We start from the raw sequence: 13,260 nt of genomic DNA on the forward strand, positions 1-13,260 counted from the left end.
ATGCTGACCGCCCTCGTCTTCGTGCCCACGGCCGTCGCGCTGCTCCTGTTCGTACTGCCCCGCCGCACGACACCGACGGTCGTCCGCACCGCCTGGATCCTGACGTCGGCACTCGAACTCGCCCTGACCGTGGCGATGTGGGCCGGCTACCGGGCCGACGGCGGCATGCAGTACGAGGAGCGCGCCCGCTGGATCCCCGGCGCGGGGGTGAGCTATCACGTCGGCGTCGACGGGCTGTCGCTGCCGCTGCTCGCCCTCACCTGCCTGCTGTTCCTGGCCTGCGCGCTGTACTCACTGCGCGAGAACCGCCGTATCCGCGAGTTCGCCGCGCTGTTCATGTTCCTGGAGACCACCTGCCTGGGCCTGTTCGCGGCCCTCGACCTGATTCTGTTCTTCGTCTTCTTCGACCTGTCCATCGTGGCGATGTACTTCGTCATCGCCGGCTGGGGGCACCGGCAGGCGGCCCGCGCCGCGCTGAAGTTCTTCCTCTACACCTTCATCGGTTCGCTCGCTCTGCTGCTCGGCTTCATCGGCCTGTACCCCGCCGCGTCGCCGCACACCTTCGACATGGTCGAACTGACCGAGCAGAACCCGATCGCCGGACGGTCCGGCTACGGCGCCCTGGTGCTGCTCGCCGTCGCCGTCGGCCTCGCGGTGAAGACACCCACGGTGCCCTTCCACACGTGGCTCCCGCCGGCCCATGTCGAGGCGCCCGCCGCCGGCTCGGCGATCCTCGCCGGTGTGCTGCTGAAGATGGGGACCTACGGCTTCGTCCGCATCGCCATGCCGATGCTCCCGGAAGCCTGGCGCAGGTACGCGCTCGTACTGGTCGTCGTCGGTGTCCTCTCGGTCCTCCACGGGGCTGGTCGCCCTCGCGCAGACCGACTTCAAGCGGATGATCGCCTACACCTCCGTCAACCACATGGGCTACATCGTCCTCGCGGTCGGCGCCGCCGCCGCGACGGCGGACAGTTCCGAGCAGGTCCGCTCCCTCGCCGTCACCGGGGCGGTGACACAGATGGTGAGCCACGGGCTGCTCACCGGGGCCCTGTTCCTGCTCGCCGGGGTGCTCTACGAGCGGGGCCGGACGCACGACATGGGCTCCTACTCCGGTCTCGCGGGCGCGGCACCCGTGTTCGCGGCCCTGACCGGTGTCGCGGCCTTCGCCTCCCTCGGCCTGCCGGGCTTCTCCGGCTTCATCGCCGAGTTGCAGATCTTCAGCGGGAGCCTCGGGCCCCGCCCGCTGGCCACGGCGCTCTCGGTGATCGGCATCCTGCTCACGGCCGGGCTGTTCCTGCGGGCCCTGCGGCAGGTCCTCATGGGGCCGCTGCGGCTGCCCGACGCCCCGGGGACGCCGCGCGCCTTGCCCGACATACGGGCACACGAGGGCCTCGCCGTCGTACCGCTGCTGGCGCTGGCCGTCGTACTGGGAGTGGCGCCGCGCTTCCTGCTCGACGTCATCGAGCCCGCCTCCCGGGCCGTCCTGGAGCTGCTCGCCCGATGACCGACATGAACGAGAACCCGCTCGACCTGCTGCCCGAGGTCCTGCTCGCCGCGTCCGCCGTGCTGGGCCTGCTGCTCGGCTCCTGGCTGCCCCGGAGCAGACAGTGGGCGGTGGGGCTACTGGCGGCCGTCGCCTGCGTGGCGGGGACGGTCGCGGCGGCGGTGGCCGCGGCGGAGCCCGCCACCACCGCGTTCGGGGAGGCCTTCGCCCTCGACCCGGTGACGAGCACGTCCCGGATCGTCGTCCTCGGCGGCACACTCCTCGTCCTCGGCGTCTCCTTCCGCCCGCTGCGCGGCGACGCGCGGGAGAGCGAGTTCTACGCCCTCGTGCAACTGGCGGCCCTCGGCGCGCTGATGATGGCCGGCACGCAGGACCTGCTGCTGCTCGCCGCCGGGTACCTGCTGGCGAGCATCCCCGCCTGCACGCTCGCCGGATTCCGCAAGGACGGGCCCGGCACGGAGGCGGCGCTCAAGTACTACGTCATCGGCGCCCTGTTGGGCGTACTGATGCTGACCGGCATCACCGTGCTGTACGCGACCGGGCGCGGGACGGCGTATCCGATGCTGGCGGAGGCGGTCCGCGACGCGCCGAAGGCACTGCTCGCCGCCGGGGCGACCGGGCTGCTGGCGGGTGTGCTCTTCAAGGCCGGAGCCGTGCCGGCGCACTTCTGGGTGCCCGACGCCGTGCAGGGCAGCAGCCCGCCGGTCGCGGCGCTGCTCACCAGCATCCCGAAGATCGGGGCACTCGCCGCGCTCTTCCGCCTCGGCGACGTCGTCCTCGCCGGCAGCACCCTGCCGTGGGCCGTGCTCGTCGCCGTTCTCGCGGCCGCGTCCATGACGCTGGGCAATCTCGGCGCGTTCTTCCAGCGGGACGTCAAACGGCTGCTCGCCTACTCGACGATCAGTCAGGTGGGATACCTGCTCATGCCGGTGGCCGTCGCGGGCCGGGCGGACCTCGCCCAGCAGGCGCTGCTGTACTACCTCGCCGCGTACACGGTCACCAACCTCGGTGCGTTCGCCGTGGTCTGCGCACTGCCGCGCGCACACCCTGGACGACTACCGTGGGCTGGCCCGAGAGCGCCCGCTGCTGGCCGCGAGTCTGGTCGTCTGCCTGCTGGGCCTCGTGGGCACCCCGCCCACGTCGGTCTTCCTCGGCAAACTCGAGGCGTTCAGCGCCGCGTTCGACGGCGGCTACGCGTGGCTGGCCGTGCTGGCCGCCGCCAACACCGTGGCGTCCCTCTTCTACTACCTGCGCTGGATCGTGCCGGCGGTCTCCGGGGACGCACCCCCACGGCCCGTCGAGAGTGACCGTGCCGCGCGGGTCGTCGCGTATGCCGCCACGGCGGTCTCACTCGGCCTGGGCCTGGCGGGCGGGCCGGTCCTCGACGCGCTGACGGCGCCGGTCAGCCGGTGACGTCAGCGCGCCATCACCGGACCCTGCGCCGGGTCCGGGCACCCGCGGGCAGCAGCGTGCCGCCGCGCCGAGTTCGTGCGAGGTACTCACCAGGCCGGAGGCCGGCCCCATGTCCCGGTCCCGGAGTCCGTTCATCGCGGCCGTGGTGGTTCAGCCGAAGGCGGTAGCGAGGGCGAGCGACAACAGCGCGAACCCGGGGACGAGCTCGGTCCAGACACCGCTGTCCGTGTCCAGTCGGGTCAGCAGTGGCGCCCCGACGGCGGTCAGCGCGAAGGCGACCGCACCCACGGGCCGCCGGCCCAGCCGGGCCACGAGACGGGAAGCCGCGTGCGCGCCGAAGGTGATCGCCACGGCCGCCGGCAGGAAGAGCAGGACCGTCTTCAACGCCCTGAACCCCAGGACGTGCTGGACGTAGAACGAGGGGCTGGCGCCCCCGGCGCTCGACGGCGACGAAGGCCGGCCGCCGACAACACGGCACCGGCCACCGGAAGCCAGGAACCGGGGGCGTCGAACCCGTGGTCGCGGGCCTGCACCAGCCCGTGGACGAGCGGCCCGGGCCCCGCCGTGGGCGGGGTCCAGGCTTGTCGCCGTGCTCGTGGGTCTGGCACGATCGCTCCTTCCCGCCAACCCATGGCCATGAGTTGGCGGCCGTCAAGGAGGTCCGGTGCGCAGACGGTGGCTGTTCCTGTCAGCGGCAGCGGCGCTCATCGTCGCCGCCCTGACCGCCGTACTCCTCCCCGGCCAGGAGCCCGACGCCGGGCGCGCCGCGGCCACACCCGCCGCCGGCAGCCGGGCGAACGTCCCGCCCGCCGCGGCATCCCCGAGCGCATCCCCCCGTGCCACCGAACCACCGGTGAAGCCGTCGGCCAGGAGCACCCGGCGGCGGGCATCCGCCGACGCGACCACCCCGTCCACCACGCCGTCGGCCGCTGACACCCCGCAAGCGGCGTCCGGCGGCGCGCCGTTGGCGGGACGCATACGGCCCGGCGCCACCTACGAAGGAGTCGCCACCTTCTACGACACGGACGGCTCCGGCGCCTGCCTGTACGACCCGAGCGGTGACGTCATGACCGCGGCGATGAACTCCACCGACTACGAGTCGGCCAAGGCGTGCGGCGCGTTTGTGCGCGTCCGCGCGGCCAACGGGGCCTCCGTCACGGTCCGCATCACCAACGAATGCCCAGGAGACTGCGCGCCCGGCCAGATCGACCTCAGCGCACAGGCCTTCGCCGCACTCGCCGACCCCACCCTCGGCCGGATCGCGATCACCTGGAAACTGGTCAGCCCCAGCACCTCCGGCACGATGTCGATCCGCTACAAGACCGGGTCCACCCGCTACTGGTGCGGCATCCAGGCGACAGGTCACCGGAATCCGGTGGCCCGGCTCGAGGTCCGCGCCGGCAGCGGCTGGCGTCAGCTCCCGCGTACCGACTACAACTACTTCCTCTCCGAGGACGGCAGCGGGTGCGGCGGCGCGATCAGGGTCACCGACATCTACGGGGAGCGACTCACCGTCGACGGGATCGCCATCCGGCCGGACGTCGCGCAGCCCACCCGGGTCCAGTTCGCCCAGCACTGACCCCGCCCCGCGTGGAGTCCAGGGGGTGCCTCAGGACACTGTCTGAGGGGCGCGCACGGGAGCGTCCTCCCGGGCCACCGAGAGGATGACTTCCCGCAGCCGCTCGACGCACCGCCGCATGTTGTGGTGAGCGACCTCGGTGTCCGGGAAGCGGCTGGCGAACTGCAGGCCCTCGTGCAGCCTGGTGATCCACACGCACACCTGGTCGCCGTACGAGATCCGCATCAGCCCGTGCGCCTTCAGGTCCTGCCACCGCTCCGACCCCGGAATGCCGCGCGTGTCGACGAACGAGACGATCGAGTACAGGTCCGGAGACGTGGGCCGGAAGCCGGAGCCCAGCAGACGGAGCACCCGGGCGATGGGCATCCGGGACAGCGACCGGTTGTCCCGCAGTGCCGTCCGGACCATCACGAGTGCGCTGCCGAAATCCGGCGCCTGGGCCACGGGAATCTCGATGGGCGCACCGCCCACGTACCAGCCCACCGAGTCCGACCAGCTGGACTTCGCCCTGGTGTGGAACGGCACGACGGTGCGGTACACCTGCAGCCCGCCGATCTCGTGGACGATGAGGCCGGTGGCCGCGAGTCTGCCGACCAGACTGCCGCCGTACGGGCGGCAGTACGCCTCGAAGTCAAAAGCAGTACGGAGGCGGGTGGACGTGGTGCCGCGCTGCCGGTCCCGACGGCTTCCGGCGTCCTGGACCGTGGCCCGCATGCATCACCGGTGCCCCTGGCAGGGGTGCCGCGGGTCGCCCCGGCGACGCCCGTAGGCATAGATGCCGGCATAGGCAGGATTGTGCAGCAGGGTCATCCGGTTCAGCCTGCAGTACTCCAGGATGCACTTGTCCGGCCTCTCCCGCGCCGAGCCTTGACCTCCCGGCCCAGGACGTCAGGGGGTGAGCTGCTGGTGCCCGATGACGGAGAGCAGTTCGAGCTTGCTGTGGCTCTCCGTGCCGGGGCGAGTGGTCAGCACCACCAGGGTCTGGGCGCGGTTCTCGGTGAACAGGACCTGGGCGTCGACGTCGATGCGGCCGAGTTCGGGATGGAGGATGGTCTTGCAGTCGTCGTAGCTCTGGGCGACCTCCTGAAGTTCCCACATGCGGACGAACTCAGGGCTGTGTTCCTGGAGTTCGGCGAGGATCCGGGCGGCTCGGGGGGTGTCGCTGCCGGCTGTCAGCGCGGCCCGCAGGCGTGCTGCCTGGGCGCGGCCGTGGCGTTCGTGGGTCTCCTCGGGAACCATCAGACGTTCGGCCGGGTCCATGAACCAGCGGTAGTAGCCGCTGAGGGCCAGACCGGTGTGGCGGGTCTGGTCGCCGAGCAGCGCGACGGCCAACGGGTTCATCGCGAGAGTGTCGACCAGGTCGGTCTGCACCAGGGCCGGGGAGTCTTCCAGGCGGTCCAGGACCCGCATCAGCGTCGGGCTGACATGTTCGGAGCGGTGGAAGCGGGCCGGGGCGTTGTGGCCGATGAGGACGAAGAGGTGGTCGCGTTCGTCCAGGGTCAGCCGCAGTGCCCGGCCGAGAGCGGTGGTGATCTGGACGGAGGGCTGCGGAGCACGCCGCTGTTCCAGCCGGGCGTAGTAGTCGGTGGACATGCCGGCGAGCTGCGCGACCTCCTCGCGGCGCAGCCCCTGGGTACGCCTGCGCGGCCCCTCGACCAGCCCGACGTCGCGGGGGCGCAACATCTCACGCCGGCGACGCAGGAATTCCGCCAGTTCCTTCTTGTCCATGCCCCCATCCTCACCGCATCCCGCCTGACTATCCAGAGACCGCCGATCCATGGCTGAGCAGTCCTCTCCCGCCCGCGACTCGGACGGTCGACGCCGAGGGCGCTCGCAGCGCGACGTCCCGATGGTCACCTGACCTGCATGACCCGCTGGGGAATGCGCCGACCGTCGGCGGTGCGCCGCAGGCCGCCGGTATGGAAGACGGCCTGCGGCGACGGTCCCCGTCGATGACGCCCAACGCTTCGGACCGGCGCCGGGCCTCGTTGCACCGCCACCGTCGGCGGCCCGGCCTGGCCGGCACGACGATGTTCGTCGTGTGACGGGAGCTCGCGTGCCCGTCGGAGCTCAGGACGGAGCCGGTCGCCTCCAGTGCGACGACCGGGGCGAAGCCGAAGACGCTTCCTTACCGTTCCGCGTCTTCGGTGAGGACCTCCCGGAGGCGATCCAGTTGGCGTTCGTCCATGATGTGGCCCAACAGGACCTGCCCGCGTGCTGTTGTTCCGCGTCGGTCACTACAGGGCGGTCAGCTGCTGGTGATCATGGCGAGGACGTCGTCGTAGGAGCCGTTGGCCTGCGCGTCGCGGATGAACCTGGCGCGCTCGACGACAAGCTCCTCCGCGTCGGGCTTCTCGCGCAGCAGGTCGAGGGTCTCGGTGAGGAAGTCGTCCAACGGCATGGACTGGTCGTTGTCCTGCTGGCCGAGCAGGGTCGTGCGCACGCCCGGCGGGACCACCTCGATCACCTGGACGCCGGCGTCAGCACCGGCGAGCTGGATGCGCAGGCTCTCGGAGAAGGAGTGCAGCGCGGCCTTGGTCGCGCTGTAGGTCGGGGTGCTCGGGTACGGTACGAACGCCAGCGCGGAGGTGACGTTCATGACGACCGCGTCGTCCTTGCCCGCGAGCAGGGGCAGGAAGGCGTACGTCATCCGGATCGTGCCGAGCAGGTTGACCGTGACGTGATCCTCGGCGGCCGGGAGTCCGGCTGGGGCGAGGAGGTTCTCCCGCAGCATGATGCCGGCGTTGTTGACCAGGACGTTGAGCCCCGGGTAGCTCGCCGCCACGGTCTCACGGGCCCGGGCGATCGAGTCGGGGTCCGCGACATCGAGGACGAGCGCGTCGATGCCCGGGTGCTCGGCCGTGATGTCGTCGAGGAGTTCCTTGCGCCGGCCGGCGACAATCACTGTGTTGCCGGCCTCGTTCAGGCGCAGGGCCAGGCCGAGGCCGATGCCCGAGGTTCCGCCGGTGATCAGGACCGTGTTGCCGGTCATCTTCATGGGGGTCTTGCTCCTTCGGTACGGCGGGCCGGTGAGCGCCCGCAGCCTCGACCGTAGGGGCGCCCGCGCAGGGGCGGGAGAGGACGGTTCATCCATGGATCGGCGGTCCCTGGCTGGGCCGTAGAAGAAGACGCCACAGCCGGTCAGCGCCTCCAGACCGGGCGCCGCGAGCCGCCCGTAGGAGACCCCGGTGGCCAGGATCACGGTCTGGGCGGCGGCGGATCCGTCGTTGAACCGCGGCACCCTCGCGGACCCGGCCGGCTCGAGCGCCACCACCTCCCGGGTGCTGAGAATCTCCGCCGAACTTCACCGCCTGGCGCCGGGCGATCTTGCCGCGAAGGTGCATCAGGAACGTACGGTCGGAGACCTTGCCGAGCGTGACGCCCTCGATGCCGCGCAGCTGTTCGACGATCTCGTCGGCGTGGGCGGTCGAGGTGGCGGTCATGGTGACGCCGATGTCGAGACGGCCGGCGTCGGATGAGACGACGTCGAGGGCGGTGACCGAGCCGCCCGGCACCTCCATCGTGGCTGTCAGCTGGGAGACCACGACAGATCGGCGAGGTAAGCCTCAAGGTCGGGAAGGTAGGACACGTCGGTGCGGAAGTGTCCGCAGCCCACGCAGCGGAAGCGGACGGGGCAGTCGTGGCCGCCGGCCGCGACGTTCGACGGTTCGGTGCACACCCCGTACGGCACCGCGACCTCACCGACCGCGCGGAGGGCGTGCTCGGAGTCCAGTAGGGCCTTCGCCCGCCGCCGGACGCGGTTGCCGTGCCGGTCGAACTGCATCGCGGTGACCCGGTCGATGGCCTCCCGGCGACGCTGCTCGCCGACGCGGTAACAGCGTTGAGTGGTGGTCAACTGCCGGTGGTCCATGAGCTGGCGCAGCACGTCGACCGGTACGCCGGCGTCCGCGTGCCGCTGGGCGTAGGTGTGCCGGTAGGCGTAGGGGAAGATCTTCTCCTTGTCGAAGCAGAGGTGTTTGGCCACAGCTTTCCCCTCCTCGTGGACGGTCATCGTCAACGTCACGTCGGGCAGAGCTGCGACCCAGTCCCGGTGCTGGGTGAGCACACCGGAGATCGCCTTGGTCCGCTCGGGGTTGGACACGACGGACGGCAGCAGCACAAGCTGGCCGAGCGCCGTGGCGGGGAAGCGAGCACGGACCCGTTCCTGCTGCGCGATGATCAGCGCCGCGGTGGCTTCAGGGATGGGCAGGCGACGGCGCAGGCGTAATTCCTCATGGTTGTCGTACAGCAGGACGGGCTTGCCGTCGGCGTCCCGGGACACGCAGTCGTAGGGCAGATGGCAGATCTCGAAGGGACGCCGCCCGGTGTCGATGAGCAGTTCGACGGCGACGCGTACCTCGCGGCTGGACTTCTGTTCCAGGAGGTCGAGGTGGGCGCAGAGCTGGCGCATGACCTCGTCGGGCAGGTCCTTGCCCGCTTCCGAGTCCTCGGGCTCGTCCGGGATGTCCTGGGCGAGCAGCATGAAGTCCGCGGGCAGGCCGTGCAGGGGCTGCCCGGGCCGGGTCAGGCCCATGCTCCGCATCAGGCCCGGGCCCCAAGAGAAGCAGGGGGTAGTCGGGGAGCATGGCGTAGCTGAACTTCACAGGTGCCGCCTTCCCTGGAGAGGGGAACTGCTGTTCCTGTCCTACGAGGGTGTGCCAGGGGTCCCGCGACTGCCGAGAGGGCGGCGAGTACGGGAGGCCAGTGTGCGCAGCACGAGGGCGGAGAGCGGCGTGGGCAGGGTACGCAGCGTGCGGACCAGGGCCGCTGTGGGCCAGGGGAAGTACGCCTGCGCCGGTTCCCGCTCCAGGGCGCGTACGACGTGCCGTGCCGCGCGCTCCTGACTGATCTGGAAGGGCTTGGGCAGCCCGTCCCCGTCGATGCGTTCGGTGGCGACGAAACCCGGGTGGATCGAGGTGAACCGGATGCCCCGGGGCGCCAGTTCTACCCGCGCGGTGTCGATCAGAGTGCGCGCGGCCGCTTTCGCCGCCGAGTACGGACCCTGGCGCGGGATGCCCATCAGTCCCGCCAGCGAGTTGGTGTGGGCGATCAGCCCGCCGTCCGCTTGGCTTCCCATCCGCTCGATCAGTGGGACGAGGTAGTTGACGACGACGTCGTAGTTCAGTGCCATGATCCGGGCGACGTCCGCCACGCTCACCCGGTCCATGGACATGTCCGGTCCCTGGCCGGCGTTGAGCAGCGCGATGTCGACTCCGCCGTACTCCGCGACGGCGGCCGACACCACGTCGGCCGCCGCCCGCGGGTCGAGGGCGTCGGCGGCGAGGTCCAGGCAGGCGCTGCCGGCGGCCCTCACCTCCTGTGCCACGGAGGCGAGTTCGGGGCCGCGCCGTGCCGTGATGACGAGCCGGTTGCCGTCGCGGGCGAGCCGGCGCGCCACCTCGGCACCGATGCCCGACGAGGCGCCGACGATCAGGACGGTCCGTCCGGTGATACGTGCCATGGTGCCTCTTCGCTCGGAGAGTCGGCTGTCACAGGAAGTGCCGGCCCTCGCCTCGGTACGTGGGCACGGTCTCTACCACCTCGCCGGCGCTCACGAGGTGCAGTTCGCCGACCCGCTCGCACAGTTCACCGGCCTTGGCGTGGCGCAGCCACACCCGGTCGCCGATGCGCAGGGCGCGTGCGGTGCTGCCCGTGAGCGGTGTCTGCACCTCCCCGAACGCCTCGGTGGCGGTGACGTGCAGTCCCGGCGGCCAGGCCAGCGTGGGCAGCCGGTCCTTGCCGAGCGGGCCGGACGCCACCCAGCCGCCGCCCAGCAGAGTGGCGATCCGGGAGGAGGGGCGGCGTACGACGGGCAGGACGAAGAACGCCGCCGGAACCGGGCGGAACGTGCGGTAGAAGTCGAACAGGCCCGGACCGTACAGGCCGGAGCCCGCGGCGAGTTCGGTGACGGCGTCCTCCCGCGTGGTGGTCTCCAGACTGCCGGTGCCGCCGCCGTTGACGAACCGCAGCGGTGTCACGGCCCGTACGGCGTCGACCGCGGCGGCCCGTCTGCGGTTCAGCTCCTCGGCGGAGGAACGCTGCATCGCCCGGACCGCGGCCCGCTTGAGCCGCGAGCCGGGCTGGTTGTCGCCGAGGCCCGCGATCTGCCCCTCGTACCCCATGATCCCGGTGAGTTCGAAGCCCGGGCGGGACGCGATCTCGCGCGCGAACCAGGCGGCCTCCCGCGGGGTGTGCACCGGGGACCTGCGCGGCCCGAGGTGGATCCGGCCGCCCGCAAGGCGCAGTGCGGCGTCCAGCTCCAGACAGACGCGGACACGGGTCCGCCGGGGGCCGGTCGCGGCGTCGACGAGGTCGAGGTGCTCGACGGAGTCCACCATCAGCGTGATGCGGGAGGCGAGGTCCTCGTCAGCCGCGAGAGTCCTCAACGCCGTGCGGTCAGCGGTGGGGTAGCCGACCAGGATGTCCTCGAACTCCTCGGCCAGCCACAGCGCTTCGGGCAGCGTGAAGCCGAGGATGCCCCGGAATCCCGGGCGGTCGAGGGCGCGCCGGATCAGCGCCCGGGAACGGAGCGACTTGCTCGCCAGCCGGATCGGTTTGCCGGCCGCGCGGTGTTCGAGGTCGAGGGCGTTGGTGTCGAAGGCATCCAGGTCGACGACCCCGAACGGGGGTTCCAGTTCGGCGGTCGCGGCCCGCAGCCGGCCGAACCGGCCCTGGGCCGCTCGCGCGGAATCGGCTACGGCGGTGAAGGCGTCCATGGTCATCGGCTCCCGTCCTGCTCGTGTACCGCGGCCGGAGCCGCCCCGGCGCCCGGGGCGCGGCGCTTCGCCATGGCCGCCACCCGCGGAATCGCGACGCGCATCAGCCGGGGGAACACGCCGGCGACCCGCTGGACGCGTCCGCCGAGCGCCGGATGGACGACCTCGACCGGCTTCTTCACGATCGCGTCGACGATCACCGAGGCGACCCGCTCGGGGGCGAGCGGTTTCTCCGCGAAGGTGATCACCGAGCTGGGGTCCGCCATCTCCTGCTCCAGCATGGGCGTCCGGGTGCCGGGCGGATGGATGATGCTGAACGTGACCGGGCCGCCCCGCTCCTCGATGGCGACGCTGTGGTGGAAGGCGCGCAGCCCGTGCTTGGTCGCGCCGTAGCTGGTGTAGCCGATCAGGGGCAGGAACGAGCTCATGCTGCAGACGGTGATGATGTGCCCGTGGCCCTGCGCGCGCATCCGGGGCAGCGCGGTCATCATCCCCGTCATCGGACCCAGCAGGTTGACCTCCACCATGTGACGGTGCTGGGCCATCGACAACTGGCGTGCGTATCCAGTGTGGATGATCCCGGCGTTGTTGATGAGGACCTCGACGGGCCCGAGCCGGGACGCGACGGTGTCGAAGGCCGTCTCCCAGGCCGCCTCGTCGCGGATGTCGAGCCCGACCGCGCAGGCGGCGGAACCCAGTTGGCCGGCGAGCCGGTCGGCCCCCGCCAGGTCGATGTCGGTGACGGCGACACGGTGGCCGCGCCGTACCGCCTCGCGCGCGGTCGCGGCGCCGATCCCACTGGCCGCGCCGGTGATCAGGACGACAGTCATCGCAGCGGCCCTTCGTGAGAGGCGCGGGCCGTCCGCTGTCCGTGCATGTGAACTCCCAGGAAAGTGGGCAGAGTTGTCGAAGTCCGTGATCAGGACGGCAGGACGTACGCCTCCAGCCGTGCCCCCTTGAGCCGCGCCGCCCGCTGCGGGTCGTCGGTGGGTGTGGTCGCGGCGTACAGGGTGTCGCCCCGGGGCCCGGCGACCAGGCAGCTCAGGGTGCGTTGGCTGGTCGCGACGCGGTCCAGGACCGTGCCGCCGGGGCCGACCCGGACGCACTCGCCGCGCAGCGCGTTGGCCACCCAGACGGTGCCGTCCCGGCCGGGGGCGATGCCGTCCGGGGCGACGGGGGTGCTGGAGCGGTCGGCGACGGCCTGGTGGTCGAGGAGGGCCGAGACACGCCGGGTGATCCGGCCGAGCGGCCCGGGACGGTTGAGGGACTTCCACAGCCACGGCCCGATCAGGGGCGCCCAGGGGCGCGGCTCGCCCAGCCGGCCGTCCGGCAGCACGGGCAGCGCGGTGAGCCGCATCGCCAGCGTCTCGGCGACCAGCATGGTCCGGCCGCCGTCGGTGAGGAAGAGGCCGTTGGGGAACACCAACGGATCGCTCAGACCGAGGAGTTCGCCCTCGGGGGAGTAGCAGGCGATCGGGGCTCGGGGCGGACCCGGCGGTTCGTAGAGCATGGAGTTGGGCCGTCGGCGGACGAAGCCGTGGTAGTCGAAGCCGAAGTTGCCCACGTAGGCGCGGCCGCACTCGTCGACGAACATGTCGTTGACCGGCCCGCCGGCGATGTCCCCGAGGTCCGCGTGCACGGCCAGCGAGCCGTCCGGCTCCCGCCGGTAGACGCGGCGTCCGTCCATCGAGACGACCAGCATCCGCCCGTCGGGCAGCCAGCCGAGGCCCCCGGCCCGGCCGGGGACGTCCAGCACGGTCTCGGGCTTCCCGTGGGTGTCCCAGCGGTGGACCGTGCCCTGGGCGAGGTCGCAGAACCACAGCGCGTCGTCGTGCCAGCGCAGCGACTCCAGCACGCCGAAGCCGTCCAGCACCACAGTGGCCTTCGGTCGCACTCCTACCTCCCGGGGGTGCTCGTGCCGCGCGTCGGTTCCCGCCACGGTGCCCCACCACCAGAAGTAAGTCAAGTGTCCAAGACGGCTGACTTACTTCTGTAGATGGCTATTCTGAGGTACCAACCCGCAGGTGAAGAGAGGAGCACGCGTGCCC

General features: G+C 71.5%; 10 protein-coding genes and 4 pseudogenes. 3 read left to right on the forward strand and 11 right to left on the reverse strand.

Annotated features, from left to right (window positions below):
* Both AQJ91_RS35135 and AQJ91_RS35140 read left to right on the forward strand, forming a co-directional pair.
* A pseudogene (locus AQJ91_RS35135) lies at positions 1-1,504 on the forward strand (complex I subunit 4 family protein).
* Positions 1,501-2,917: pseudogene (locus AQJ91_RS35140) on the forward strand (NADH-quinone oxidoreductase subunit N). The pseudogenes AQJ91_RS35135 and AQJ91_RS35140 overlap by 4 nt, the downstream one beginning before the upstream one ends.
* Here AQJ91_RS35140 and AQJ91_RS54730 read toward each other — a convergent pair.
* Complete coding sequence (locus AQJ91_RS54730; protein ID WP_199848107.1) at positions 2,852-3,052, reverse strand: hypothetical protein; 201 nt, start codon at positions 3,050-3,052, stop codon at positions 2,852-2,854. The pseudogene AQJ91_RS35140 and the gene AQJ91_RS54730 sit on opposite strands and share 66 nt — an antisense overlap.
* 15 nt (positions 3,053-3,067) lie before the next feature.
* A complete protein-coding gene (locus tag AQJ91_RS35145; RefSeq protein WP_067029722.1) occupies positions 3,068-3,301 on the reverse strand; it encodes a hypothetical protein in 234 nt (77 codons plus the stop codon).
* A 280-nt stretch (positions 3,302-3,581) separates the two neighbouring features.
* On the opposite strand from AQJ91_RS35145, the gene AQJ91_RS35150 reads away from it, so the two are divergent.
* Positions 3,582-4,496 (forward strand): expansin EXLX1 family cellulose-binding protein, encoded by a 915-nt coding sequence (locus AQJ91_RS35150; protein WP_067029723.1) that lies wholly within the window; start codon positions 3,582-3,584, stop codon positions 4,494-4,496.
* 30 nt (positions 4,497-4,526) lie between these two features.
* On the opposite strand, the pseudogene AQJ91_RS35155 reads toward AQJ91_RS35150, so the two are convergent.
* The 9 genes and pseudogenes from AQJ91_RS35155 to AQJ91_RS35195 all read right to left on the reverse strand — a co-directional run.
* A pseudogene (locus AQJ91_RS35155) lies at positions 4,527-5,126 on the reverse strand (condensation domain-containing protein); the annotation flags it as partial.
* A 258-nt stretch (positions 5,127-5,384) separates the two neighbouring features.
* Positions 5,385-6,224, reverse strand: a complete 840-nt coding sequence (locus tag AQJ91_RS35160) for a helix-turn-helix transcriptional regulator (RefSeq protein ID WP_067029724.1) — start codon at positions 6,222-6,224, stop codon at positions 5,385-5,387.
* 520 nt (positions 6,225-6,744) lie between these two features.
* Positions 6,745-7,737 (reverse strand): SDR family oxidoreductase, encoded by a 993-nt coding sequence (locus tag AQJ91_RS35165; RefSeq protein WP_456113463.1) that lies wholly within the window; start codon positions 7,735-7,737, stop codon positions 6,745-6,747.
* Positions 7,738-7,819: 82 nt separating this feature from the next.
* Positions 7,820-8,041, reverse strand: a pseudogene (locus tag AQJ91_RS56370) (NAD-dependent malic enzyme); the annotation flags it as partial.
* A complete protein-coding gene (locus AQJ91_RS50655) occupies positions 8,026-9,039 on the reverse strand; it encodes a site-specific integrase (RefSeq protein ID WP_324618043.1) in 1,014 nt (337 codons plus the stop codon). The pseudogene AQJ91_RS56370 and the gene AQJ91_RS50655, both read right to left, overlap by 16 nt.
* 102 nt (positions 9,040-9,141) lie before the next feature.
* Positions 9,142-9,957 carry an SDR family NAD(P)-dependent oxidoreductase gene (locus tag AQJ91_RS35180; RefSeq protein WP_067029730.1) on the reverse strand — a complete coding sequence of 272 codons (816 nt, stop codon included), beginning with the start codon at positions 9,955-9,957 and terminating at the stop codon, positions 9,142-9,144.
* A 28-nt stretch (positions 9,958-9,985) separates the two neighbouring features.
* On the reverse strand, positions 9,986-11,212 hold the full coding sequence (locus AQJ91_RS35185; RefSeq protein WP_067029880.1) for an amino acid deaminase/aldolase: 1,227 nt from the start codon (positions 11,210-11,212) through the stop codon (positions 9,986-9,988).
* Between the two features lie 2 nt (positions 11,213-11,214).
* Positions 11,215-12,042, reverse strand: coding sequence for an SDR family NAD(P)-dependent oxidoreductase (locus AQJ91_RS35190; RefSeq protein ID WP_067029732.1), 828 nt, complete (start codon positions 12,040-12,042; stop codon positions 11,215-11,217).
* Between the two features lie 89 nt (positions 12,043-12,131).
* A complete protein-coding gene (locus AQJ91_RS35195; RefSeq protein ID WP_234383224.1) occupies positions 12,132-13,151 on the reverse strand; it encodes an SMP-30/gluconolactonase/LRE family protein in 1,020 nt (339 codons plus the stop codon).
* Between the last annotated feature and the right edge of the window lie 109 nt (positions 13,152-13,260).

This window comes from Streptomyces dysideae (assembly GCF_001514305.1).
Taxonomy (GTDB): domain Bacteria; phylum Actinomycetota; class Actinomycetes; order Streptomycetales; family Streptomycetaceae; genus Streptomyces; species Streptomyces dysideae.